Raw genomic sequence first — 25296 nt, forward strand, 5'->3', positions numbered from 1 at the left:
ATATGATTAACCGTCTCGATGAAGCGCCCGGTCAGGCCGGTCGCTGGCTGATGCAGTATTTACTGGATTACACACCGGCATAATGCGGCGTCAGGCAGCGTGACGACGTTTATTTTGGGCTGATCACAATCAATTTCACGCAGCATCCAGTCTTGCCGCACGCTTGATCGCCTGCGGCGGCTGACCGAACGCGCGGATAAAGGCGCGTCGCATCCGCTCCGGATCGGAGAAACCGTTTTCGCGCGCAACCACATCCAGCGAATGATTGCCTTCTTCTATCATCGAACGCGCCGCTTCCACACGTAAAGTTTCGACTGCCTTGGCTGGCGACTGGCCGGTTTCAGTTTTGAAGGCGCGCGTAAATTGGCGGCGACTCAGATTGGCTGCATCGGCCAGCTCATCGACTGACAGTTCTTTTTTCAAATTCTGCTTCGCGTAACTGAGCGCTTTCTGAATGCGATCGGTCTTCGGTTCCAATTCCAGCAAGGCTGAAAACTGCGACTGCCCACCGCTACGGCGGTGATAGACAACCATCTTCTTGGCGATCATGCGCGCGGCATCCATACCTAGATCTTCTTCCACCATCGCCAGACACAAATCGATGCATGCAGTCATGCCGGCCGACGTCCAGCGATTATCGTCATTGATGAAAATGCGATCCTCCTCGACACGGATCTTTGGATACCTGCGCTTCAATTCAAGCGCGCCGAACCAATGTGTAGTCGCGCGACGACCATCGAGCAAGCCGGCTTCTGCCAACAAAAAAGCGCCGGTACAAATACTCGCAACACGGCGCGATACTGCGCTGACTTCCTGCAAAAACGCGATCAATTGTGGCGTCGAACTTGGAATGCCCATCGCACCGCCAACCAATGCAGTGTCAAAACGGCGTTCGTCGAATTTTTCAGTCTGCACCGTGACACCGGCCGAGCTGGTCACGCCACCGCCCTGCTCAGACAACATGTCTACCTTGTAAAAAGGCCCGCCCGGCAACTCATTGGCGACTTCAAACACCGTGACGGCGACCATATCCAGAATCTGGAAGCCTGGAAAAACAACAAATCCGACTGTTTTCATGATGACCCAAAAAGAGGGATAAATGACTTATGAGACACAAGTTAGGTCAATAGACTGCAGATGTCAACTTACTTTCAACGCATAACCGAAGCCTCGGAAATGCATCAACGGCATCAATCTGACAGAGGAATCAACATGAATACGCAAGCAAACAAAGGCAAGGCAGTAGTCACAGGCGCATCATCCGGCATAGGCGCAATTTACGCGGATCGTCTGGCGCGACGCGGTTACGATCTGGTGCTGGTCGCCCGCGACGAAGCAAAACTGCAGGAAGTCGCCAATACGATCAGCAACGCAACCGGGCGCAAGGTCGAAACCATCAAGGCCGATCTGACCTCCACCGCCGATCTCCGTGCGCTGGAACGAACGCTGGCGACCGACAGCGCCATCACGATGCTGGTCAACAACGCAGGTCTGGGCGCAGGTCCGGGCTTGCTTAATGCCACGCCGGAATACCTGGATGAACTAATCGCGATCAACGTCACCGCGTTGACGCGTCTGACGCGTGCCATCGTACCGGCCTTCATCTCACGTAGCGCCGGTACGATCATCAACATTTCGTCGATCGCCGCCATCGCACCGGAGGTGTTGAACGGCACGTACGGCGGCACCAAAGCCTATGTGCTGGCGTTCACGCAATCGCTGCATCATGAATTCGCAGACAAAGGCATCCAGGTGCAAGCCGTGTTGCCAGGCGCAACGCGCACGCAATTCTGGGACCGCGCCGGCGTGCCGGTGCAACATTTGCCGCAGGAATGGGTGATGACGGCGGAAGACATGGTCGATGCCGCGCTCGTCGGCCTCGATCAGAAGGAATTGATCACCATTCCTGCGTTGCCGACACTGGAAAACTGGAATCAATTTGAAGCAGCGCGTGAAGCAATGCGTGGCGGTCTGTCCGCAGTGAAACCAGCGGTGCGTTATCACGTTGCAAGCTAAGCAGATTGCGATAATGTACAAATAAAAAAGGCGCCAAGCGGCGCCTTTTTTATTGATTGCAAAGCATCAACGCTTCATTATCGAGCCCAGCACGCCGCGTATGATTTCACGTCCGACGGTCGAACCCATGGTCCGCACTGCCGACTTCATCATTGCTTCCACTACGGTATCGCTGCGACGGCCAGCCGTTTTTTTGCCATTACCAAAGATGCCACCCAGCACATCGGACAATCCACCGCCGCTATCCGCTTCTTCAGCTTTGGTCGCAGCCGTTGCCTGCGCCTGCTTCTCTACGCGACCCTTGATTTTTTCGTAGGCGGATTCGCGGTCTACTGTTTTCTCATAGACGCCAGCCACCACGGAACTCGCCATCAATGCCGTGCGCTCTGCATCGGTGATCGGACCGATTTGCGAAGCCGGCGGCAACACAAAACCGCGCTCAACGATGGTAGGCCTGCCCTTCTCATCCAGGAACGATACCAGTGCTTCACCCACGCCGAGTTCGGTAATCACCTGCACGATATTCAGCGCCGGATTCGGGCGGAAGGTTTCTGCAGCAGCCTGTACCGCTTTTTGATCGCGCGGCGTATAGGCGCGCAACGCATGCTGCACGCGATTGCCCAATTGCCCCAGCACGGTGTCCGGAATATCCAGCGGATTCTGCGTCACGAAATACACGCCCACGCCTTTGGAACGTATCAGACGCACCACCTGTTCGATTTTTTGCAACAGGGGCTTGGGCGCTTCGGCAAACAGCAAATGCGCTTCGTCGAAAAAGAATGCCAGTTTCGGTTTATCCAGATCACCAACTTCCGGCAGTTGTTCAAACAGTTCAGACAGCATCCAGAGCAAAAAAGTCGAATACAAACGCGGTGCATTCATCAACTTGTCGGCGGCAAGAATGTTGATCACGCCTTTGCCTTTGGCATCGGTCTGCATCAAATCCTCGATATTCAGCATCGGTTCGCCGAAAAATTGATCGCCGCCCTGTTCCTCGATGCCGATCAGGCCACGCTGAATCGCACCAATGCTGGCCGATGAAATATTGCCGTATTCGGTCTGGAAGGTTGCCGCGTTGTCGCCAACATGCTGCAGCATCGCCCGCAAATCCTTGGTGTCCAGCAAAAGAAGGCCGTTGTCGTCTGCAATCTTGAACACCAGTTGCAACACGCCTTGCTGGGTATCGTTCAGATTCAGCATGCGCGCCAGCAGCAAGGGACCGAGATCGGAAATCGTGGCGCGCACCGGATGCCCTTTGACGCCATAGACATCCCAGAACGTGACCGGCGCACCGGCCCAGGCCGGCTCTGCCACTTCCAGCATCGTGTAACGTTCCTTCACCTTGCCAGTGAAGGTGCCTGGCTTGGCGATGCCGGACAGATCGCCTTTGACGTCGGCCATGAAGACCGGCACGCCGATATCCGACAGGGCTTGCGCGAACGTTTGCAGGGTAACGGTTTTACCGGTACCGGTAGCACCCGTAATACAGCCATGCCGATTGGCAAGCTGCGGCAACAGGCTGAGTTCGTGATCTTTGTTTTTTGCGATCAGCAGGGGATTTGGCATGTTTTTGTCCACAAGGGCTAGGGGTTGGCGTACAGGCGATATGGTAAAATCCGCGCTTCATTATAGCTAACTCATCCGGAAAGATTCGTCATGGCAGGACACAGTAAATGGGCCAATATCCAGCATCGTAAAGGCCGTCAAGACGAAAAACGCGGCAAAATCTGGACCCGCCTGATCAAGGAAATCACTGTAGCGGCACGCATGGGCGGCGGCGATATCGCTGCCAATCCGCGTCTGCGCCTGGCCGTGGACAAGGCAGCCGATGCCAACATGCCGAAAGACAATGTCACGCGCGCAATACAACGCGGCAGCGGCGGCCTGGAAGGCGTCAACTACGAAGAAATTCGTTACGAAGGTTACGGCATCAACGGTGCGGCAATTCTGGTCGACTGCATGACCGACAATCGCGTGCGCACGGTGGCGGAAGTGCGCCATGCATTTTCCAAGTTCGGCGGCAACATGGGCACCGAAGGTTCGGTCGCTTTCCTGTTCAAGCATTGCGGCCAGTTCTTCTTCGCACCCGGTACCGATGAAGACAAATTGATGGAAGCGGCACTGGAAGCCGGCGCTGAAGATGTGACGACCGACGACGAAGGCGGGATTGAAGTCATCTGCCCGCCGCACGATTTTTCCGCCGTCAAGGATGCCCTCGCAAAAGCGGGCTTCAAAGCCGAGCTGGCAGAAGTCGTGATGAAACCGGCAACCGAAACCGTGTTCGAGGGCGATGATGCGATCAAGATGCAGAAACTGCTCGATGCGCTGGAAAATCTCGACGACGTGCAAGAAGTATTTACCAACGCCGTCATCGAACAAGCGTAAGGCCGTTAATTAAAAAACGGAGCAGCTCCGCTTTTTTTCACAATGTTTTAAAACGATCAGCAATTGAAGATAACCAGTTGCATCGCAGTCCACCCACCCGGCAGACAACGATGCAGCAATTTTAGTAAAAGCAATTACGAATCATGAAAATTCTGGTAGTCGGCTCAGGCGGCCGCGAACATGCCCTGGCTTGGAAACTCGCACAATCCGAGCGGATACAAACGGTATTTGTCGCGCCCGGCAATGGCGGTACGGCGCTGGATGAGCGCTTGCAAAATATTGCCATCACCGATCCGCAGGAACTGGCGCAATTCGTCCAGCAGGAAAACGTTGTATTTACCGTGGTCGGCCCGGAAACACCGCTGGCGGCAGGCATCGTCAATATTTTCCGCGCACAGGGTTTGAAGATTTTCGGCCCAACCAAAGAAGCCGCACAACTTGAAAGCTCCAAGGACTTTGCCAAATCCTTCATGCAGCGTCACGCGATCCCGACTGCCGAATACCAAACTTTCTCCGATGTCGCACCGGCACACGCCTACATCGACAGCAAGGGTGCACCTATCGTGATCAAGGCCGACGGCCTGGCAGCCGGCAAAGGCGTGGTAGTGGCGATGTCGCTGGAAGAAGCGCATGCCGCAGTAGACATGATGCTGTCGGATAACAAGCTCGGCGATGCCGGCGCACGCGTCGTGATCGAAGAATTTCTCGCCGGCGAGGAAGCCAGCTTCATTGTCATGGTCGATGGCAAAAACATTCTGGCACTGGCCACCAGCCAGGATCACAAACGCCTGCTCGATCACGACGAAGGTCCGAACACCGGCGGCATGGGCGCGTACTCGCCTGCCCCTATCGTCACACCGGCGCTGCATGCGCGCGTGATGCGGGAAATCATCCAGCCTACCGTGCAAGGAATGGCAAAAGACGGCATTCCATTCAGCGGTTTCCTGTATGCCGGCCTGATGATAGACGACAAGGGCAATCCAAAAACGCTGGAATTCAATTGCCGCATGGGCGATCCGGAAACGCAACCCATCATGGCGCGCCTGAAAACCGATCTGGTCGGCGTGATGGAACATGCGGTCAACGGCACGCTGGACACGATAGAACTGGAATGGGATCGACGCACTGCGCTGGGCGTCGTGATGGCCGCAGCCGGTTATCCGGATGCGCCACGCAAAGGCGATGTCATCAGCGGCATTCCGGCAGAAGATGCAGACAGCGTGACTTTTCACGCTGGCACTACGTTGAACGACAAACACCTGACCACCAGCGGCGGCCGCGTCTTGTGCGTAGTCGGCCTGGGCGACAGCGTCAAGATGGCACAAAAGAAAGCCTATGAAGTGATAGACCACATTCATTTCGACGGCGCGCAATACCGTCGCGATATCGGTTGGCGCGCACTCAAACGTCCCTGATTCACGACTTGTATTGACCGGCGTCTGCCACAAGCGAATCCAGACTTGCCACTCCCGCCCAGGCCGGAGTGGCATTTTCTTCATTTATGCAGACTGCAGAGTTGGACAGCTTCGGGCAAACCGCATCTATCGTGCGCAAGGTACAATCCGCCCTAAACCATTTTTACCATGCGCATCGTGACTTCCTCCCCCATCGCTCCCCACGCCGTTAAAAATTATCTGCTTGCCCTGCAACAGCGCATCGTCTCTGCACTGGAAGAAGTAGACGGCCAGGCATTTGGCACCGATAGCTGGGAGCGCCCGGAAGGCGGCGGCGGGATTTCGCGCATTATTGAAAACGGCAATGTTTTTGAACGCGGCGGGGTTGGTTTTTCGCATGTAATGGGAAAAAATTTGCCACCTTCGGCAGCTGCCAACCGGCCTGAACTGGCAGGTCGCAACTGGGAAGCGATGGGCGTCTCGCTGGTACTGCATCCGCGCAATCCCTATGCCCCTACCGTGCACATGAATGTGCGCTTTTTCATTGCATCGGCGGAAGGTGCAGAGCCGATCTGGTGGTTCGGTGGCGGCATGGATCTGACACCGTATTACGGTTTTGAAGACGATGCGCGGCATTTCCATCAAGTCTGCCACGATGCACTGCACGCTTTCGGTGACGATGTACATCCTCGCTACAAGAAGTGGTGCGACGATTATTTTTACCTGAAGCACAGGCAGGAGCCGCGCGGCGTCGGCGGAATTTTCTTCGATGATTTGAATGAAGGCGGTTTCGAGCGCTGCTTCGCGCTGCAGCAAAGCGTAGGCGATCGCTTCATCGAAGCCTATGCACCGATCCTGAAACTGCGCAAGGATATGCCATACGGCGAGCGCGAACGCGACTTCCAGACCTATCGACGTGGCCGTTATGTCGAGTTCAACCTGGTTTTCGATCGCGGCACCCTGTTTGGACTGCAATCGGGCGGGCGCACCGAATCTATCCTGATGTCGATGCCACCAGTGGTAACATGGCGCTACAACTGGCAGCCGGAAGCAGGTAGTGCAGAAGCAAAACTGTATTCCGACTTCCTGATTCACCGCGAATGGATCTGAAGTGAAGCGCGTCACCCCTTGCATTGCGTTGCTCGGCGGCAGCTTCGACCCTGTGCATAAAGGCCATGTCGCATTGGCCGATTACTTCGTCGCATTGCTGAAACCCGATGAATTGCGCGTCATCCCGGCCGGCAATCCGTGGCAAAAGCATGGTTTGCAGGCCTCCGGCCAGGATCGCATGGCGATGGTACGCAGCGCATTCAGTACGCAAACCGTCGCCGTCAACATTGATCAGCAGGAAATTTTACGGCCCAGCGCGACGTACACCATCGATACCTTGCGCGCGATCCGGCAGGAACTGGGGCCGCATGCCTCCATCGTCTTCCTGATGGGCGCCGACCAGTTGCAGCATTTGAATACCTGGCAGGAATGGCAACGCATGTTCGACTATGCGCATATTTGTGCCGCGTCGCGGCCGGGTTTTGCGATGGACGCGGCCCATATACCGACCGAAGTGGCCCAGGAATTCGCTCGTCGCACCGGCACGCCGGAGCAAATTCGCACTACCCCGCAAGGCCTGGCCTACCTTGCACCCAATCTGGCGGTCGATATATCGGCCACCGCCATCCGTGCCGCCTTGCAGCGCGGAGAACGCCCGATTTCGCAGCTACCTCTCGGGGTGCTAGACTATATTGAACAACACCACCTATATAAAAGCTAATGGACATCAAAAAACTGCAAGCCCTGGTCATCGACGCACTGGAAGACGTCAAGGCACAAGACATCCACGTCTATGACACCGTCCACCTGACCAGCCTGTTCGACCGCATCGCGGTTGCATCCGGCACCTCCAATCGCCAAACCAAGGCACTGGCAGCATCCGTGCGCGACAAGGTCAAGGCAAACGGCGGCACCATCGTCAGTATCGAAGGCGAAGATACCGGCGAATGGGTACTGGTCGATCTGGGCGACATGATCGTCCACATCATGCAACCGGCGATCCGCGCTTACTACCGCCTGGAAGAAATCTGGGGTGAAAAGGAAGTCAAGTTCGGCGCCGCCAAACGCACATCCAAAAAATCGGCCGACGATGAAGAAGCGCCGAAGAAAGCTGTCGGCCGCCATTTGAGTGCCAGCCAGACCACACTGGACGACGAACCGAAAAAACCGGCACGCAAAACAGCCGCGGCAAAAACGGCTACCGACAAAGTACCGGCTAAAAAAACAGCGGCCAAAAAAGCGGTCGGCAAAACCATCAAGGTCGCCACCACCAAAACAGCTGCTGCCTACAAAAAGACGTCGGCTAAAAAAGCACCGGCCAAAAAGGTTGCTAGCAAGACCCGTGCGCCGGCGAAACCCAAAGCCAAATCGGCTGAATAAACGGGCCCAACGGACACAAGCATGCAGCTCGTCATCGCTGCGGTCGGCCACAAGATGCCCGCATGGATAGAGAGCGGGTTCGGCGAGTATGCAAAACGCATGCCGCCGGACTGCCGCATCCATCTGAAGGAAATCAAACCGGTCGAACGTTCAGGCAGCAAGACCGCCGAGACGGCAATGGCGCTGGAACGCACGAAAATCGAAGCTGCAGTGCCGAAAGGCGCACGCATCATCGCCCTCGATGAGCATGGCAAGGATGTCACGTCGGTGCAACTGGCACAGTTGCTGACGCAGTGGCAGCAGGATGGGCGTGATGTGACCTTCGTGATCGGCGGCGCCGACGGACTCGATCCGGATTTCAAGAAAAATGCCGATATGCTGATCCGCATTTCCAGCCTGACGCTGCCGCACGGCATGGTGCGCGTCATGCTGGCGGAACAGCTGTATCGCGCCTGGTCGATTACACAAAACCATCCTTATCATCGGGTGTAATTCTTGATGAAACCGCTGCCGCACAAAATCTACCTGGCATCCAAAAGCCCACGCCGCCGTGAACTGCTGCGGCAGATCGGCGTCGAGTTTGAACTCTTGTTATTACGCGACCATACGCCGCGCGGCCCGGAAGTCAGCGAAATCATCCTGCCAAACGAGCGTGCAGAAGATTACGTCGCGCGCGTCACACTGGAAAAAGCTGCCTTCGCGCAAAAAACCATGTGGTGGCGCAAATTGCCGCTGCGACCGATACTTGCCGCCGACACCACCGTCGTGCTCGATGGCCGCATACTCGGCAAGCCGGCCAATGAAGCAGAAGCGATAGAGATGATGCAGGCGCTATCGGGACGCACGCATCAGGTGCTGACCCATATTGCGGTACTGCACGGTGAACAAACCTATCAAACAACGCAACGCTCGGACGTGACGTTTGCCAAACTCTCCGACGAAACGATTCGCGCCTACTGCGCCACCGCCGAACCCTACGACAAGGCAGGCGGCTACGGCATTCAGGGACAGGCGGCATTCTTCATCCAAAATATTGCGGGCAGTTATTCAGGCATCATGGGCCTGCCCTTATTCGAAACCGGAAAACTACTGGAACAGGCAGGCTTGCGCATTCTATGAACGAAGATATTCTCGTCAACGTCACACCGCAGGAAACCCGGGTCGCGCTGGTATTGCAGGGCGCCGTGCAGGAATTGCACGTCGAACGTACGCTGTCGCGCGGCATGGCCGGCAACATCTATCTCGGCAAGGTCGTGCGCGTCCTGCCGGGCATGCAATCAGCCTTCATCGATATCGGCCTGGAACGCGCCGCCTTCCTGCACGTGGCCGACATCTGGGATGCCCGTTCGCACGACGGTCTGCCAACCACACCAATACCGATCGAGCGCATGCTGTTCGACGGCCAATCGATCACAGTACAAGTCATCAAGGATCCTATCGGCACCAAGGGCGCGCGCCTGTCGACGCAGATCTCGATTGCCGGACGCATGCTGGTCTACCTGCCGCAGGAATCGCATATCGGCATTTCGCAGCGGATTGAAAACGAAGTTGAACGTGAACTGCTGCGCGAAAAAGTACAGAAACTGATGCAGGAAGGCGAAAAAGGCGGCTTCATTATTCGCACCATGGCGGAAGATGCATCGGATCACGACTTGCAGATGGATATCGATTATCTGCGCAAGACCTGGAGCAATATTACCCAGTTCGCCAAAACCAAACCGGCACCCTCATTGCTGTATCAGGATCTGGATCTGGCGCAGCGCGTGATGCGCGATTTTGTGAATGACGAAACCGCCAGCATCCAGGTCGATTCGCGCGAAAACTTTCAGAAGCTGCAGCAATTCGGCGAGTTATACATGCCTTCGGTACTAACCAAGCTGGCGCACTATCCGGGTGAACGCCCGCTATTCGATTTGTATGGCGTCGAAGAAGAAATCCAGCGCGCACTCGGCCGCCGTGTCGACCTGAAATCCGGCGGCTACCTGATCGTCGATCAGACCGAAGCGATGTCCACCATAGACGTCAATACCGGCAGCTTCGTCAACGGACGCAATTTCGACGACACGATATTCAAAACGAATCTGGAAGCATCGCATGCGATTGCCCGCCAATTGCGCTTGCGCAATCTGGGCGGCATGGTGATTCTCGATTTCATCGACATGGAAAATGTCGAGCACAGGAATGCCGTATTAAGCGAACTCAACCGGGCACTGGCGCGCGATCGCACCAAGGTTTCAGTCTCCGGTTTTTCCGCTCTCGGATTGGTCGAGATGACGCGCAAACGCACGCGCGAATCGCTGGCGCACATCCTGTGCGAACCCTGCCCCGCCTGCAGCGGCAAGGGCCAGGTAAAAACCGCAAGAACGATCTGTTATGAAATCCTGCGCGAACTGACGCGGGAAGCCAAGCAGTTCAATCCTCGCGAATTCCGCATCCTCGCCTCGCAAGTCGTGATCGACATGTTCCTGGAAGAAGAATCCCAACATCTGGCCATGCTGGGCGATTTCCTCGGCAAGCCGATTTCCCTGCAGGTGGAAGCCGTGTATCACCAGGAACAGTACGACGTCATCCTGATGTAGAACGTCACTTATTTTTATGCGAAAAAAAAACGGAATCATGTGCATCACATTGATTCCGTTTTTTATTTATGCTGAAAAATATCTATATCTGCTGCCAATCTCGCAGAAGAAACTATTCCTTCCAGTAAGCGGTAATCCACGACACTTTCCGTACAAAACGCAGCGCGGTAGATTGACCTAACGTTTTATCATCTCAACTCTAAAAGAGATAAATTCAATTACCGGGACATTGCGAAAGAAATATCGCCACCCGTCGAGAAATTTTTCTGATGCAACAATAAATGTACAGACCATATAACTTTTAAATGTTGGGCTGAGAAAACGTTAATCTATTGAGTTATCTTCCTTGAGCAAACTGCCGTGCACAACCCCCAATTAAGCATATAGTGATAACAAATAAAATAACCATCGTAATTTTGATGTGATTTTTCATAGGCACTATTTTCTATTATTTCAAGTTGATAAGTGCAGTAATGGAATTCCATATCTCAGGTTATTTTGTTCCACTTATCCAACCAGTACCAAAACATGCTGATATCAAAATAAAGCCATACTAAGAAAAATTAGTCTCAAATATTTACACATAACTATTCTTCGTATTTATAGTCGGTCTTGTTGTCGATATCGCTCGTGATGAGTACGTGGTAGTAAAGCTGCTCTTGCCGCCTCCCACGGTCTTGTCGGTACTCAAAATCCGCGATTAAATCCCCATGAGCAAGCGCAAAGTATCAGACATACAAGAGTTAATAATAAGAATTTTCGTAACATCATCATATTGATCCTGTTCTCACTTTAATCCTTGACTCATTTGACTAATAGCACTCCAAACTTCCGCAGGTAATAAAACACTTAAAGCAAAAGGTGTAGCAAAGAGCACATTAGTATTATTTGCTACTTTGCCGATCATGCCTATAGGAATTCCGTCTAAGTTTTTTCCATTTCCAAATGAGTCATACCAGATTGAACTATTCAGAGCATCATGAGTGCCAGCATACGATTCAGCAAGCTTGTCCCAGAATGAGTCTGAAGCATAGTTGAATTGAATACCCAGAAAATTCATCTGCCCGTAACCGCCTTGGTGCCCACCAAGAGGGCTACGCCAGTCTTCATGTTGCTCAATAAACTTGGAAATAGTAATGGGATTTCCCTGAACATCATTTCCAGGATTAAATTTCACAGTGCCGTCCGAATTTTCCTGATAACCGCTCTTAGTACCCAGGTCCACGACACACCGATTCTCTTCGCACCAATCAGCCAACACAATTCGCCCACCCGCCAATTTAAAGTTATCTCCATTGGCACCAATACTATGCCCAGATTGATTGCTGATGCAATTACCTTGGGTATCGCACAGTCCCGGAAATTTTTTCGAGCCTTCGATCATCTTTTGTCGCATTTGATCCGCCGCCCAAGACAACGATTCTTTTGTCACTGCACTGACGGCTCCAGCTTCGCCGCCCCCCAATGCGGCAATGATGATGTTAGTGGCAATCCGATAATTACCGTTCTCCTTCCAGTTGTTTTTAAGTTCTGCTGCATCCGCTCTTAGCATGACGCGCTGTTCATCGGTCATACCATTGTTTTGATCGTCGGCAAGAGCGAGTTTTCTTTTCGCTTCGTCAAGCTGCGCAGTAGCATAATCTTTTGCCGCCTTTGGTGCTTGTTGGCTGAAAGCTAGGGAAATTTGTCTCTGTGCATCAATCTCTTTCTGCACTTTTTCTTGGTTAAATATTTTCGCAATGCCTGTCTCCGGGTCGTCAGAGCGCACACCCTTGCTGCCAGCGATGCCACTAATGCCGGATGTAGTGGTACTTTCTTCATGGCCGCTGTTTTTTCCAATGCCGGCACCAGACAGGTTAGGCGTACCTGCACTTGAGCCGTACCCGAGAGCGATGCCGAATGAATCGGCCTTGTAGTCAGCCTTATTGTTGATATCGTTAATAGTAAGTTGCGTGGCACTGAAACGATTCTTGTTGTCTTCTACGGCCTTGTCGGTACTGGCAATTACGGCACCGTTGAGGTCGGCATTGCCGGCAACTTTCACATCAAAGCCATCATCACCGGCCTTGATACCGCTTTGCTGCATCACGCTGGCATAGTCAGAATCGACCTTGCTCTTACTAAAGTTGACGCTGGCGCTCCATACACCAAAGCCAATCGAAATGCTGCCTCCTATGTCTTTTTGTTTGCTATCGTAATGACTGGTATCTTGCAGACTTTGGATATTGAGATCGCCGCCAATATCGGTAGTGATCTGCTTACCGGTCGCGACGGCACCGATCAGATTGGTATCGCCGCCAGATTGCAACATCAGTTGATTGGCTGCGGTGACGTGAGTATTGGTCCAGTTAACATCACTTCCATCAGCATTGCCACGCCCCTGACTAGCACTGGCATTGAGCATGAAACCGTCAGTGCCGAAGCTGATACCGATGCTGCCGCTAGCAGATTTGTTGTCGCTATGCTGCTCGGCAGTATTAATGGCAGCCAACAGATTAATCTTGTCCTCAGCTTGAATGGTGACGTTTTTGCCAGACATATCCGAGCCTTGAATCATGACATCAGAATCCTGACCCGCACCGGTGGCTTTGATGGTGATGTCACCACTCGCAATAACATTGGATCCAGAGGCTCTCGATCCGATTTGAACAGTTTTACTCGAACTACTAGAAGCACCGATACTCAGGCTTACATTGATGCCGCCCGCTTGATCCGCTGCGGTCGCATCGCGACTGGTGGATTCGCTGGTCGCCTTGTTCGTACCAGTTAATATCTGATTATCTTTGCCGTTGATGGTCGTGCCATTGCCCACATTGATAGCATCGGCGACATTCTTGGCCGATAATCCTGCGACTGCACCGGCGAGTGCCTTCATGCGTCCGTCACTTGTATTGTCGGCTGCCTCTGCCATTTGCTGCACAGTCTGAATGGCGCTGATGACGGGGCTGCTAATGGCGAGAGTAATTCCGCTTTGCTTGAAGCGCTGTTCTGTTGTGCTCTCATAACTATTCGTAGCAGCAATAATGTCCACTTTCTTTGCTGTTATATTGATGTCGCCATCGGGTGCGATAACATCACTACCGACTTGCTTGTACTCGCTGCCTGTGATGAGCTTGATGTCGCCAGCTACACTACCGACTGTGCTGCCGGCAGAGCTTGTACGCGTATTCTTTTGATCGGCACTTTGTTCCTGCTTGCCGTAGGTAATGCTCAAGCCTCCACTACTAAAGAGGCCGCTTTTTTTCGTCTCATTGAAACTACTAGCCTGGCTGGTGTTGGTCGCAGCCTGGATGCTGAGATCTCTACGCGCTACCACGGTGGTGTCATCGTCACCGACCACATTGGAACCGCGAATAAGCGTGTCGCCACCCGATACCAAGGTGACAGTCTTGCCCCCAATGCTGCTGTCAATGGCGCTATTACTCCGACTTTGCTCCCGGCTTTCAGTGCTGGATGAAGAGAGGAAACCTTTGCTCTTCACATAGCGTGCATCGTCGCTTTGACTGGTGGCGCGACCTTCCGTGATCTGGATATCTCCGCCTGCACTAACTGCCAGGTCCTCTGTGGCATTGACGGTAGCAGCTCGGGCATTGAAGTCGTTGCCGACCATAATGTTGGTGCCGCCACCAGAAACGATCTGACTGCCCACTTCCTGCGTGCCCGACGCCCGCATGTAATTGCGATCATTTGCCGTGAGGTCGCTCTTGTATCCCGTATCTACCGTGCCAAGGTTTACGTTATTGCCCGCAGTGACTTGAATATCACCGGTGCTGGAGAGTACACCCGCCAATACGCTAAAGTCATTGCCAGCGCTGGCCACAAGGATACCCTTCTCTCCCGTGACGTACAGACCCGCTACGCGATCCACCTGCGTGAGACTGCTGCTGGAGCGGCCTGCGGCCGCGGTTCCTGTGCTGGTCGTACTCTGTACGGTGAGATCTCTTCCGGCCGCAGCAACCAGACTGTCCTCGGCCATCATGCGACCGCCGAGATTCGTCAGGTCCTGCTGCGCAGCTACGCTGACCACCTTGCCGGTGATATCGCCCAGGTTCTGTACATTGTTTGCAGTAATCTGGGTAACGTTACGTCCGGCGATAGTGCCGGAGTTTGTGAGGTCACCGGAGAGTTGGATATGGACGTTCTGGCCTGCCAGCAAGCTACCGCTGGAATCAAGATCTCCCGGTCTTGGCATGACGTAGACCTGCGGTACTAACGCCGTTGTCGTGGTGCCATCCGGCAGCACAATCTCTTGCGCCACGAGCCAGACAATATCGCTGGTCAGTTGTGCCATCTGCGCAGCAGTCAGACTCACTCCAGGCACCAATTCCCACTCCTTGGCATAAGCTGCACCTGCTTGCATCAGTGCCTGATACTGGGCTTCGTCGCTGGCATAGCCGTCAAGGAATCGGCGTCCGGTGAGTTCCGCAATCTGTTCTCGTACGAGCCTCTGTTCGTAGAAGCCGTCACCCAGGCGCTTTTGTATCGTGTTCGGATCAGTGGCCAATACCTGCAGCATGTAATCACTGGAGAGCCATTGCTGCTGATTGGCGAAACGGGGATCAACCTCATAGAGGTAGCTAGATGCAGGGTCAGGATTGATCAACAGGAGACTACTGCCGGGCACGGTACGGCTCGCCACTTGCGTACCGCTTCCGGTAACACTGGTGCTGCCTTTGGCAACCGAGGTATCGAGTTTGGTGGTGACGCTTTCAATCACCTCGGTGTACGACCCAGAGCCAGCTTGCCCTGCATTCAGCCGGTACGGTGAATACTCCACAATGTCCATCCTGAATGTGCCAAAGTCGGTGACCTTACGGTGACCAGCAGTCTCAGTATTGGTCAAGCTACTGCCAGAGATATCCAGATTACCGCCAGCAAGTATCTGACTGTTGTCGTTGAGAATAGCGCCACCCGAGAGCGTCATCCCACTGCCGGAGACAATACGTCCAGGTGTGCCAGGATTGTCCACAACAGTCTGCACAGTCTGCGTGCTCGTCACCCAGATATGCTCAAAATCCCGATATCCACGAGAAATCAAATCTTGGTTATAGCTTTGAAGACGACTTGCCAATAACGTTTGATCACCCACAGGCACACCAAAAAGTGCCCAGACAGGATTGTTCAGGGGGTATGAGTACGGAACGGTTCTGGTTCTTTCAAATTCCTCGTCATATTCTTCTGTGTATAACTGGTAGACCGTACGTGAGTAACCAGCCTCGAACGGATATCGAGTACTAGGGGCAACATATTCCAGGCGTAGACGATTGGGATTCGTCGTATCGTCATACCGATTCGACGCACAGACGAGACAGCGCCCCGTATTGCTTTCCAAATACTTCGTCCCGCCCAAGCGGACGTAATGAATATACGTCGGTGTATTGATAGTATCCGTTCGCGTACTAAAATCCGGATTCAAGTTGTTGAGCTGTTGTGCCGAAATATTTATTCCGTCCAGCGATTCGATGGTCGCAGCTTCATTGTTGATCGTGCCAGCCGTGCCTGCAGCATACGCTTGTGCGTCCAGACTGCCACCGATGTTGAGCGCATCTGCTCCAGTACCGGCACTCAAGATCAACGCACCACTTTTATTATTCAGTACGCCTGCACCGATATCCAGTCGCTCACGCGCAGCGATCACCGCATCCGAGCGAAGGCTGTTGGTGGTTTCCGTATCGTTGCTCAGGGTATTTGCCTCCACGGCAAGGTGATCGCCATAGAGGCGACCGGTACCGATATTGTCTAGCGTATCAGCCTGAAGCAGGGTCTCGCTGCCATCGATCAGGCCACGATTGGTGAGGTTAGCGGTGGCCGTGACCCTGGACGTGACAGCCGCGATCTCGCCCGTGACCGTATTGTCGATATTCTGCGCACTTAGGGTAAGTACATTACCAGCGTTGATCTTGCCCTCATTGGTCAGATCCGCCGTTGTCACGATCGCAGCATGATCTTGTGCGCTGATGACTGCCTGCGCACCGACGTTATTGATCGTACCGTTTGTCTCAATCCTGAGGTTACCGCCACTGCCATTCGACGATGCAGCCTGGATCGCTCCTTCGTTCGTTAAAAAACCGTTCGATAGAAGGACCAGATTGCCGCCTGCGGCATTGATGGCGCCCTGATTGCGCACCCCTAACCCACTCTCGCTGCCAACCAGATAGATATGACCCGCGTACATGCCGCCTATCGCGGCAACGTCTAGACTGAATTGTGGCACCGGGCCCGTTGCGGCAATCGGCGTGACACCCTGAGAGACATTGCCGGGATAGTCTGCACTGGTAGTGCTAACCTCATTCGCGCCGGTGACGACCTTCAGGCGATTCGCCCATATCCCTGCATTGACTTGCACGGATCTAGCCAGAATATCGGTGTAGCTTGCCGTGCGCGTATCTAATCCCAGACCGTCGATACTGATCGTGCCCTGCGGAATGCGGTAGCTCTCGAGCGAGCCGCCATTTGCAGAATTCATGACGGCGGTGCCGGTCGTCAGCGTGACGCGATCAGCATTAATGAAGCCACCGCCATTCACCTGGATGCCTGCCGGGTTGGCAATAATGACTTCTGCTTTTTGTCCGGCGACCTCAACGTAGCCGCGTAGTTGACTGGGGTTGCTGGAATTGACTTCATTCAAAATCACGCGTGCAGCACCGCCTGTCAACCATGGATTGCCTTGTATCCAACCGCCTGTTTGCGTTTGCGTGTTGGCTCGGCTGTTATTGAGAATCGCACCATTACTTTGCACATCGAACTGGCTATAGGTATTCCGCGATACACCCGCAGCCGACGGTGCTTGAATATTAACCTGCGGCAGACCATTTGCCGTTTGCACGATGGTAGGACGTTGATTCCCGGGTGCATTCGGATCAGCAACGATCTGCGCATAGGCCAATGGCATGCTCAAGCTCATCATGCCGACAGCAAGCTTCGCTGCAAAGGAAATAGTCTTCATCTGCATGCACGGCAAGTCTGCAACCTGTTTGACACTGGACGCGACCGGAGCAGCATCGCCCTTGCCTTGTGTAGCCGTGTTCTCTGCCACTACCATCAAGATGCCACGTGCCTGATTAAAGACGATGCGATATAAATGCTTGTTCATGTCCGCTCCCCCTGCTTGTTCTTATTTAATGTGAGAACCGTATAGATGCAAATTGCTGCGACCGTGCTAATAACTCCAGTTCAGGTTGAAGCCAGCCGTGGTATTGGCCGTTCTGAATCCATCTGGTTTTTTGATTGGTTGTCCGACGAAGATGTCGTAGGCGCCGCCCAGTACATTGCCGCGCAGGCCGATTACCATGCCGGCCAGGCGCGTACCGATCAAATATTGACTGGACTGACCGCCTACTTCGCCATAGTCGAGAGCAAGGTAAAGCTCCTGCCCGCTGGATCCCAGGACGAGGCCGATGTCATTACGCAGAGTCCAACCGCGGTCGGCGGAGAGCATCATGTCGCCATCAAATCCACGCACCGAATACCTGCCGCCAATGGCGAATCGATCTTGCGGCACCAAGGGCGTGTCGTTCCACTGCGCGCGCAATGCCCCCAAATAGCGCAGATTCTGCTGAGCTAGTTGAAAGGGAACAGAGAGGGAAACGTCGGCGCTCCAGACTTGCGGATGAGAAGCACCTTCTCCAAACTTATCCTCCGGCGCTTCAAGTGCCTGAAACGCGCCAGTGCCGTGGCGATAGGCAAGATTCATATCCAGCGTATTGATCCCCATGAACTCGCGGTGCCCGATACTCAATTCCCAACCTGCCGTCCGCCTGCGCTGCGTTTCCACTTCTGTGTCATCAATGAAGTTGTCTGACTCTTTGATATACGCACGCACAGCCACGGTCGTTTTACGTTGCGCATCCCGGTAAACAACACGAGATAGCTTGAGGTCATTACTCGCGCTCGTACCCGAATAAACGTAACTCTGGTTCAGGCCGGCAATCGTCTGAAAGTAGCGATTGCGCGTGGCCGTTGTACTCAGCGTCCAGTATCCAAACGGCACTGAATAGTGCATGACCCCACCGCGCGTACCGCGCGCACCCTGATCGCCACCACCCAGATCATGGTTGATGCTGATATAGAACAAATCATTCAGCGTCCACCAGTTGTCGTAGGAGAGTGTCAAACCACCCTGGTATTTACCGGTCGCTTTGGAACCGGAATCATCGACCGAAACAGAGACCCGAAAAGGAAAGCTCTGCTGGTAGGAAATGACAAGATCGCTTTGTCCAGGCAATGCACCCTCGCCTTCCGCGGCTTCAATCTTGATATCTGCAGCAGCGGTAGGAACACGCTTGAAGTTCTCCAGCCCCTGTTCGATGTCGCGCAGATTCAAAATATCGCCGGATCGAATCGGAATAGCATTCCATTGGGTGCCGCGTGGATCGGTGTCTGAGGCAAAGCGAATGTTGCGAACGCGTCCAGGAATGACGGTCAACGTTAAATGACCTGTCTTGAGATCTTGTGGGGAAACCAGCACGCGCGTTGTGACAAACCCCTTGTCGACAATCGCGTTCTGTATGCGGTTCACAACCAGATTGATGCCATTGACGCCAAGACATCTGCCGATGGGGGTGTCTTCTCCGTCAATCACGCTTTGTAAACCGAATTGAAAGTGCTCTGCCGCATCACCTGTTAACGCAATGTGATCGATACGAAAACAAGGTGATTCGTTTGTGGGCAAGAGCGTCGTTGTCGGTGTCGCAGGCGCTTGCAAGCGCACATCCGGAGTCTGCTCCTGCTGCAAACGTAATTGCCGCTCACGCTCTTGCTGTCTTAATAGCTCATCGACAGCGAAGCTTTGCGCAAATACTGAAGAGGAGAAGAAGAGCCCGCTGATCAGCAAACCGATTGAAGACACAATCTTGCTGCTTGAAGAATCCGCAGCAACTTGCTTTCGTATTTTTACAACCATCAATATCGCCTACTATTGACTCAAAAGAATTCCGTGACGATATGAGAGTTGCAATACAAGCGCATCCCATATTCATGGGTATTTGAACAATTTTTAAGGTAAACGTAATGTTTGTTGTAATTGAGTGGTATGAAGTGTCAAATAAAAATATAGGAAAAGTTAAAAACAAAAAGTTGAAGCATTAAACAGCCGGACATACAAAATCATTTAGCCGGGGAATAAAAAAACGGAATCATGTGCATCACATTGATTCCGTTTTTTATTTATGCTGAAAAATATCTGCTGCCAATCCCGCAGAAGAAACTATTCCTTCCAGTAATCGGCAATCCACGGCGCCTTGCGCACAAAACGCAAAGCGCGATTACGCCGCCCTTCCAGCGCATCCGGCGGATTCACTTCACCGTGGAAAATCACGATCTTGGTGCCGTCCGGCACAAACGGTTCACGCCAGTAATTGGTCGGCCACGATGGAATGCAGTGGTATTTATAGCTGCAGCACCACGAGGCTGGCCAGTAAGTGAGCTTGCCTTGCTTGTGCAATACATCGGATAAAAATGCCTGCTCATTGCGAAAAGCCTTGCGCGCTTCCGCACCGGTGGCACGGAATTTTTCCAGCACGTCTGCATGTGCACCCAGCTTGAAGCGATAGACAGACGAATTGCCGGTTACACGCCAAGGGCGCTTCCAGTCGTGAATAATCAGGAATTCACCCGGCTGCTCAAAAAAAGCGTCGATGCTGTCGGTAATCACCACATCCACATCGAGGAAAAGCGCCGTACCTTGCAAACCATACAGATCGGCCTCGAAGGTCGTGAGCTTTTTCCAGCCCCGTTCGGGTAAACCATCCGGCAACTTCAAGTCGGGAATCGGAAAACACTCCACTTCCGAACGAATGCCGGTGCCGTCGTCAGTCAGGCAGACGAAACGAAAGTCACCTTTCAAATTACGACGCACCATCGCATACAGGCGATTCACATATTCAGGGCCGTACTTGGTACCCCATTTCATGCACAGGATGACGCGGTCATTGCTTCCCGCGGCACTCACTGCATTCACGTTCTCTGTCATTCATTTCTCCAGCTATAGGCACGATGCCCATTTCAAGGTAAGTCTGCGGCGCGGTCTCATTCGGCAAACCATCCTGCCTGTGCATCGGGATGGTATCGAAATCCCGACGTTAGGACATATAATGCCGTACAACTCAAACAAGAATTGAACCGGGATGTCTGGTCTTTGCCTGCGCCGTAAAACGCGCGATAACCGGCATAGTAAAGTGAATCAATGCCGCTTTCCAGCGCTAGATCAAACATCTCATGGTTTTTCAGGACGCTCAAGGGATGGAGTCGCGCCGCCAGCAATCATTCAGCCAGCGTCGCCGCGCCGTTCTTGCGATAGATACCAATTTAATTATTTCAGACGCAGACCATGTCTTTAAAACATCTCGATCTGGGCTGCGGTACCCGCCCGAAAAATCCATTCGGACATCCGGATCTGCATGGCGTCGATATTCGCGCCGATTCGGCCGCCCTGTCCGATGCCACCATCGCTACCGCCAATCTCAGCGTGGGCCCGATTCCATATGCGGATAATTCCTTCGATTCGGTTTCGGCTTATGACTTCTTTGAGCATATTCCACGTGTGGCGCTCGACTATGCAAACCAGACGTCACGCTTTCCATTCATCGAATTGATGAATGAAATCTGGCGCGTCCTGAAACCGGACGGCGTACTGTACGCCGTGACGCCGGCCTTTCCGCACGAAAAAGCGCTGCGCGATCCGACCCATGTCAATATCATCACTGCTAAAACGCATCGCTACTTCACGGCACCCGAAGTGATGGCGCGCATGTACGGCTTTGCCGGCGAATTTCGCCTGATACGCCAATGCTGGGTACATCCGCGTGGCGCTTACGAGCCGACCAATCCGGGTTTCGCTCATCGCCTGCGTGCGATTGGCGAACGCATCAGCGGTCAGCAATCGCATCTGGTATGGGAATTTTCCGCGACCAAAAAAGCGGCGAATAACAAATGAAACTCTCGATCGCCGATGTCACCGTCGTAGTCGTCACGTACAACAGCGCGCATTGCATGGCTGGCCTGGCCAGTGCCTTGTCAGTGCTGCCGCATGTGACCATTGTCGATAACGCCAGTGACGACGACACGATCGCGCAAGTTGCCATTCATATGCCGAATGCCAGGATCATCCGCAACGAGCGCAATCTCGGTTTTGGCGCCGCCAATAATCGCGCCCTGCTGCAGGCACAAACAGCTTATGCGTTGTTGCTCAATCCGGATTGCCTGCCGACGCCGGATTTCCTGTGCGATCTATTGGCGCTTGCAGATCAATACCCGGATGCTGCCATTATTGCGCCGCATCTGATACGCCGCGGCGGTGAAGTGGAAGTCAGCTATCGCTGGCCAGTCACGCACTGGACTTCGGCCGGACCGGCAGCGGATGCGCCATGCTGCGTCGGCTTCGTCTGCGGTGCAGTGATGTTGCTGAATATGCCAGTCATGCGAGAAATCGGCTTCTTCGATGAAACCTTTTTCCTGTATTACGAAGACGAGGATTTATGCCAGCGCGTCTTCATGCAGAACAAGCAAATCATTGTCGCACCGCAGGTCAGCGTCACGCATCTGTCACGCGGCTCGGTCAAAGGGCCGAGTCCGTGGCGCGCCGAGTTTGGTCGCGGCTATCACCATGCGCAATCAAAACTGATCTTCACGCGCAAGCATTTCGGTGTCGAACATGTGGCCGCGCTGCGCTGGAAAACTATGGGGCTGGCGCTACTCAATTTGCTACCGCGCCTGCTGCTGCCGTTTCCACGCTATCTGGCACGCCTGCTCGGCCGCATCTGCGGCCTCTTCCAGTACAAACCCTGATACGGCACTCATCCTTATCAGTTCAAACTGTGTCCGGCACTTCCTTTGCAAACTGCAAATGATAGAGATTGGCGTACACGGCATTTTTCTCCAGCAGCTCCTGGTGCGATCCGAGTTCCACAATGCGGCCTTCGGCTAACACTGCAATCCGGTCTGCACGCTCAATGGTCGATAAGCGATGTGCAATCACCAGCGTCGTGCGGCCTTTCATCAATGCATCCAGTGCTGCCTGCACCGCACGTTCGGATTCCGAATCCAGCGCCGACGTAGCTTCATCCAGAATCAGGATGGGCGCATCCTTGTAGATCGCGCGCGCGATCGCCAGACGCTGGCGCTGGCCGCCGGACAGGCGTGAACCATTGTCGCCTATCATGGTTTCCAGACCTTGCGGCAAGCCTGCAATCACATCATCCAGATGTGCCGCCGTCGCAGCAGCCAGAATACGCGCACGATCCGGTGTCGGATCGCCATATGCGATATTCGCGGCAATCGTGTCGTCGAACAAGACGACGTGCTGGCTGACCATCGCGATTTGGCGGCGCAGGCTGGTCAAGGCAATCTCTTCTATCGGCACGCCATCCAGCCGGATTTCACCTACGGTAGCCGGATAAAAACCCGGTACCAGATTCACCAGCGTGGATTTCCCGCCACCCGACATGCCGACGAAGGCGATCGTCTCGCCCGGCAGCACACTCAGGTTGATGTCTTCCAGCGCCATCGCCTGATGCCCCGGATAGGAAAAACCGAGATTGATGAAATCGAGCCGGCCGGCAGCGCGCGCCGTCAGGGTTTTACCCGAGGTGCGTTCCGGTTTGGCATCGATCAAACCGAATACCGCTTCCGCTGCAGTCAGACCTTTTTGCAATGGGCCATTTACTTCAGCGATATTTTTCAAGGGCGCCAGCAACATCAGCATTGCAGTAATGAAGGAAACAAAACCACCTACCGTGGTCTGGTTTTGTTCAGACTGTATCAGTGCAATCACGATCACGATCGCTACCGCGCACGATGCCATGATTTGCGTGACCGGCGTGGTCGCCGCCAGCGTACTCGCCATGCGCATCGTATAGCTGCGCAACTTGTCGGCACGAACTTCAAAGCGGTCGTTCTCGTACTGGTGTCCGCCGAAAATCTTGATGACCTGATTGGCGCGTGTGGACTCTTCAATCACTTGCGTCATCTCGGCATTGACGGCCTGATACTCGCGCGTCAACCTGCGTACACGCTTGCCTGTAAAGCGCACAACGACTGCAATCAATGGCAGCAACACCAGCGCTACCAGCGTCAGGCGCCAGTTCAGCCAGAACAGGAATGCCAACAGCACAATCACCGTCAGCGAATCGCGAATGATCGAAGTGTAGACCTTGGTGATCATTTCAATGATTTGCTGCACTTCAAACATCATCGAATTGATCACGCGCCCTACCGAATGCGTGCCGTAAAAACCCAGCGGCACATCGAGTATGCGTTCGAACATTTTCTTGCGCAGCGTGCTCAACAAACGCGACGACACCCAGGTCATCGTATACGTCGTTGTAAAAGTCGAAATTCCGCGCAAGACAAAAATACCGATGATTGCCAGCGGCACCAGCCATAGAGAAAAAGTCGGCTTGCCACCGAAGCCCTTATCCAGCAACAAACGCATCACAGCGGGGAACATCGGTTCGGTCAGTGCGGTCAATATCATTCCGATGAATGCCACTGCCAGACGTTTTTTGTACGGCCCCAACATGCCGTACAGGCGCTTCAAATGCGGAGAAATTGTCATCTGCCTGCATCTCCATACTGATTGCTATTGTTTTTATATGCGTGCCGATTGATGCCGGCCAGCGGAATCGCCAGTAACACCATGAATGCAATGCCGAACAATGCATCGCGCAAAATGGCGTTTACCAAACCGCCGAACATGATCGCAACACCAATGGTCAACAGGCGCATACCCGTTGCGCCGCCTATCCTGACGGCGACCATCAACTGCGTCAGCCATATCCATAACAATGCGCACACTCCGATGATGCCTATCTCTGCGGCGTACAGCAGGTAGTCGTTATGCGGCGTCGCCATGGATTCGCTCAGCAAGCCTTGTGCCCGTTCCGGATATTTAATGGCCCAGGTACCGATGCCGTTGCCGCCTATCGGTCGCTCCTCGATAATCCCCATCGTGATTTGATACATTTCGAGACGTACACCCTCCGTACTGACCTTGCCACCATCAACAAATGCCTTGATATCTGTCGCCGTGCCGACCATCCGCTCACGAAAACCGGTCGCGGTTTGCCATGCCACAGCGAGCACAGCAACAGTTCCAAGCACCAGCAATACGCTACGCCATGAAAATGCCAGATAACGCAACAACACCAACGCACAGCCAAAAATGAAAATCAGGCTGCCGGTACGCGTTTTGGCCAGAAACAGCAAAGCAACAGCGATATACAACAAGGCTGCAAGCCGCTGCCACTTGTGCTCACGGTATGCAAGAATTTCATTCAGCATCCAGCCGCCCGCAATGCCCAGCAAAATACCTATCAGTATCGATTTGTTACCGGCATACATACGATAATTCTGGAATAGCGTCCAGTCTGGCAGCAACTGGAAAAAATTCAGGTAGAGCAAAGTCGCAGCGATCAGCGCGCCAGTGAAAAATACCTTCAGCGCACGCTGTTGCCAGCGACCGCCCCCCACACTGATGAACACCAATAGCACCAGAT

At 53.7% G+C, this 25296-nt stretch carries 18 protein-coding genes; 11 read left to right on the plus strand and 7 right to left on the minus strand.

The window, feature by feature from the left end; translation table 11 throughout:
• Nucleotides 1-135 precede the first annotated feature (135 nt).
• Nucleotides 136-1077 carry a GlxA family transcriptional regulator gene (locus tag ABWP27_RS05920; protein ID WP_353154682.1) on the minus strand — a complete coding sequence of 314 codons (942 nt, stop codon included), beginning with the start codon at nt 1075-1077 and terminating at the stop codon, nt 136-138.
• A gap of 135 nt (nt 1078-1212) precedes the next feature.
• Here ABWP27_RS05920 and ABWP27_RS05925 point away from each other — a divergent pair, with 135 nt between their 5' ends.
• A complete protein-coding gene (locus ABWP27_RS05925; RefSeq protein WP_353154684.1) occupies nt 1213-2016 on the plus strand; it encodes an SDR family NAD(P)-dependent oxidoreductase in 804 nt (267 codons plus the stop codon).
• A gap of 66 nt (nt 2017-2082) precedes the next feature.
• Here the strand turns inward: ABWP27_RS05925 and ABWP27_RS05930 are convergent, their stop codons facing one another.
• A complete protein-coding gene (locus ABWP27_RS05930; RefSeq protein ID WP_353154687.1) occupies nt 2083-3582 on the minus strand; it encodes a helicase HerA-like C-terminal domain-containing protein in 1500 nt (499 codons plus the stop codon).
• 90 nt (nt 3583-3672) lie between these two features.
• Here ABWP27_RS05930 and ABWP27_RS05935 point away from each other — a divergent pair, with 90 nt between their 5' ends.
• The 8 genes from ABWP27_RS05935 (at nt 3673) to rng (ending at nt 10804) form a co-directional block, all read left to right on the plus strand.
• Nucleotides 3673-4401 (plus strand): YebC/PmpR family DNA-binding transcriptional regulator, encoded by a 729-nt coding sequence (locus ABWP27_RS05935; RefSeq protein ID WP_353154689.1) that lies wholly within the window; start codon nt 3673-3675, stop codon nt 4399-4401.
• Between the two features lie 143 nt (nt 4402-4544).
• Nucleotides 4545-5816 (plus strand): phosphoribosylamine--glycine ligase, encoded by a 1272-nt coding sequence (purD, locus tag ABWP27_RS05940; RefSeq protein WP_353154692.1) that lies wholly within the window; start codon nt 4545-4547, stop codon nt 5814-5816.
• Between the two features lie 168 nt (nt 5817-5984).
• The gene (gene hemF, locus ABWP27_RS05945) at nt 5985-6905 is read left to right on the plus strand and encodes an oxygen-dependent coproporphyrinogen oxidase (protein WP_353154695.1); all 921 of its coding nucleotides are present in this window, start codon (nt 5985-5987) and stop codon (nt 6903-6905) included.
• A gap of 1 nt (nt 6906) precedes the next feature.
• Complete coding sequence (locus ABWP27_RS05950) at nt 6907-7566, plus strand: nicotinate-nucleotide adenylyltransferase (protein ID WP_353154698.1); 660 nt, start codon at nt 6907-6909, stop codon at nt 7564-7566.
• Nucleotides 7566-8225 carry a ribosome silencing factor gene (gene rsfS / locus ABWP27_RS05955; RefSeq protein WP_353154701.1) on the plus strand — a complete coding sequence of 220 codons (660 nt, stop codon included), beginning with the start codon at nt 7566-7568 and terminating at the stop codon, nt 8223-8225. The genes ABWP27_RS05950 and rsfS overlap by 1 nt, the downstream gene beginning before the upstream one ends.
• A gap of 21 nt (nt 8226-8246) precedes the next feature.
• Nucleotides 8247-8717: a 23S rRNA (pseudouridine(1915)-N(3))-methyltransferase RlmH gene (rlmH, locus tag ABWP27_RS05960; protein WP_353154704.1), complete on the plus strand. Its 471-nt coding sequence runs from the start codon at nt 8247-8249 to the stop codon at nt 8715-8717.
• Nucleotides 8718-8723: 6 nt separating this feature from the next.
• Entirely contained in the window at nt 8724-9344 is a 621-nt protein-coding gene (locus ABWP27_RS05965) for a Maf family protein (protein WP_353154730.1), read from the plus strand.
• Nucleotides 9341-10804 (plus strand): ribonuclease G, encoded by a 1464-nt coding sequence (gene rng / locus ABWP27_RS05970; protein ID WP_353154707.1) that lies wholly within the window; start codon nt 9341-9343, stop codon nt 10802-10804. The genes ABWP27_RS05965 and rng overlap by 4 nt, the downstream gene beginning before the upstream one ends.
• Before the next feature lie 787 nt (nt 10805-11591).
• Here rng and ABWP27_RS05975 read toward each other — a convergent pair.
• From ABWP27_RS05975 to ABWP27_RS05985, 3 genes are all read right to left on the minus strand, one after another.
• On the minus strand, nt 11592-17897 hold the full coding sequence (locus ABWP27_RS05975) for a hemagglutinin repeat-containing protein (RefSeq protein ID WP_353154710.1): 6306 nt from the start codon (nt 17895-17897) through the stop codon (nt 11592-11594).
• Nucleotides 17898-17963: 66 nt separating this feature from the next.
• Complete coding sequence (locus ABWP27_RS05980) at nt 17964-19706, minus strand: ShlB/FhaC/HecB family hemolysin secretion/activation protein (protein WP_353154713.1); 1743 nt, start codon at nt 19704-19706, stop codon at nt 17964-17966.
• A 303-nt stretch (nt 19707-20009) separates the two neighbouring features.
• Nucleotides 20010-20774, minus strand: a complete 765-nt coding sequence (locus ABWP27_RS05985; protein WP_353154716.1) for a glycosyltransferase — start codon at nt 20772-20774, stop codon at nt 20010-20012.
• Between the two features lie 357 nt (nt 20775-21131).
• Here ABWP27_RS05985 and ABWP27_RS05990 point away from each other — a divergent pair, with 357 nt between their 5' ends.
• Nucleotides 21132-21737 (plus strand): methyltransferase domain-containing protein, encoded by a 606-nt coding sequence (locus ABWP27_RS05990; RefSeq protein ID WP_353154719.1) that lies wholly within the window; start codon nt 21132-21134, stop codon nt 21735-21737.
• Nucleotides 21734-22588 carry a glycosyltransferase family 2 protein gene (locus ABWP27_RS05995; RefSeq protein ID WP_353154722.1) on the plus strand — a complete coding sequence of 285 codons (855 nt, stop codon included), beginning with the start codon at nt 21734-21736 and terminating at the stop codon, nt 22586-22588. Before ABWP27_RS05990 ends, ABWP27_RS05995 begins: the two co-directional genes overlap by 4 nt.
• 22 nt (nt 22589-22610) lie before the next feature.
• Here ABWP27_RS05995 and msbA read toward each other — a convergent pair whose 3' ends face one another.
• Both msbA and ABWP27_RS06005 read right to left on the minus strand, forming a co-directional pair.
• Nucleotides 22611-24356, minus strand: a complete 1746-nt coding sequence (msbA, locus tag ABWP27_RS06000) for a lipid A export permease/ATP-binding protein MsbA (RefSeq protein WP_353154725.1) — start codon at nt 24354-24356, stop codon at nt 22611-22613.
• Nucleotides 24353-25296 (minus strand): O-antigen ligase family protein (locus ABWP27_RS06005; protein ID WP_353154727.1); only part of this gene is annotated, 944 nt, incomplete at its 5' end. The genes msbA and ABWP27_RS06005, both read right to left, overlap by 4 nt.

Origin of the sequence: Herminiimonas fonticola (assembly GCF_040395855.1) — a bacterium.
GTDB lineage: Bacteria > Pseudomonadota > Gammaproteobacteria > Burkholderiales > Burkholderiaceae_D > Oxalicibacterium > Oxalicibacterium fonticola_A.

Coding starts and splice junctions, on each gene's coding strand:
- ABWP27_RS05920 (WP_353154682.1), bottom strand. CDS start 1,077: ATGAAAACAGTCGGATTTGTTGTTTTTCCAGGCTTCCAGATTCTGGAT.
- ABWP27_RS05925 (WP_353154684.1), top strand. CDS start 1,213: ATGAATACGCAAGCAAACAAAGGCAAGGCAGTAGTCACAGGCGCATCA.
- ABWP27_RS05930 (WP_353154687.1), bottom strand. CDS start 3,582: ATGCCAAATCCCCTGCTGATCGCAAAAAACAAAGATCACGAACTCAGC.
- ABWP27_RS05935 (WP_353154689.1), top strand. CDS start 3,673: ATGGCAGGACACAGTAAATGGGCCAATATCCAGCATCGTAAAGGCCGT.
- purD (WP_353154692.1), top strand. CDS start 4,545: ATGAAAATTCTGGTAGTCGGCTCAGGCGGCCGCGAACATGCCCTGGCT.
- hemF (WP_353154695.1), top strand. CDS start 5,985: ATGCGCATCGTGACTTCCTCCCCCATCGCTCCCCACGCCGTTAAAAAT.
- rsfS (WP_353154701.1), top strand. CDS start 7,566: ATGGACATCAAAAAACTGCAAGCCCTGGTCATCGACGCACTGGAAGAC.
- rlmH (WP_353154704.1), top strand. CDS start 8,247: ATGCAGCTCGTCATCGCTGCGGTCGGCCACAAGATGCCCGCATGGATA.
- ABWP27_RS05965 (WP_353154730.1), top strand. CDS start 8,724: ATGAAACCGCTGCCGCACAAAATCTACCTGGCATCCAAAAGCCCACGC.
- rng (WP_353154707.1), top strand. CDS start 9,341: ATGAACGAAGATATTCTCGTCAACGTCACACCGCAGGAAACCCGGGTC.
- ABWP27_RS05975 (WP_353154710.1), bottom strand. CDS start 17,897: ATGAACAAGCATTTATATCGCATCGTCTTTAATCAGGCACGTGGCATC.
- ABWP27_RS05980 (WP_353154713.1), bottom strand. CDS start 19,706: ATGGTTGTAAAAATACGAAAGCAAGTTGCTGCGGATTCTTCAAGCAGC.
- ABWP27_RS05985 (WP_353154716.1), bottom strand. CDS start 20,774: ATGACAGAGAACGTGAATGCAGTGAGTGCCGCGGGAAGCAATGACCGC.
- ABWP27_RS05990 (WP_353154719.1), top strand. CDS start 21,132: ATGTCTTTAAAACATCTCGATCTGGGCTGCGGTACCCGCCCGAAAAAT.
- ABWP27_RS05995 (WP_353154722.1), top strand. CDS start 21,734: ATGAAACTCTCGATCGCCGATGTCACCGTCGTAGTCGTCACGTACAAC.
- msbA (WP_353154725.1), bottom strand. CDS start 24,356: ATGACAATTTCTCCGCATTTGAAGCGCCTGTACGGCATGTTGGGGCCG.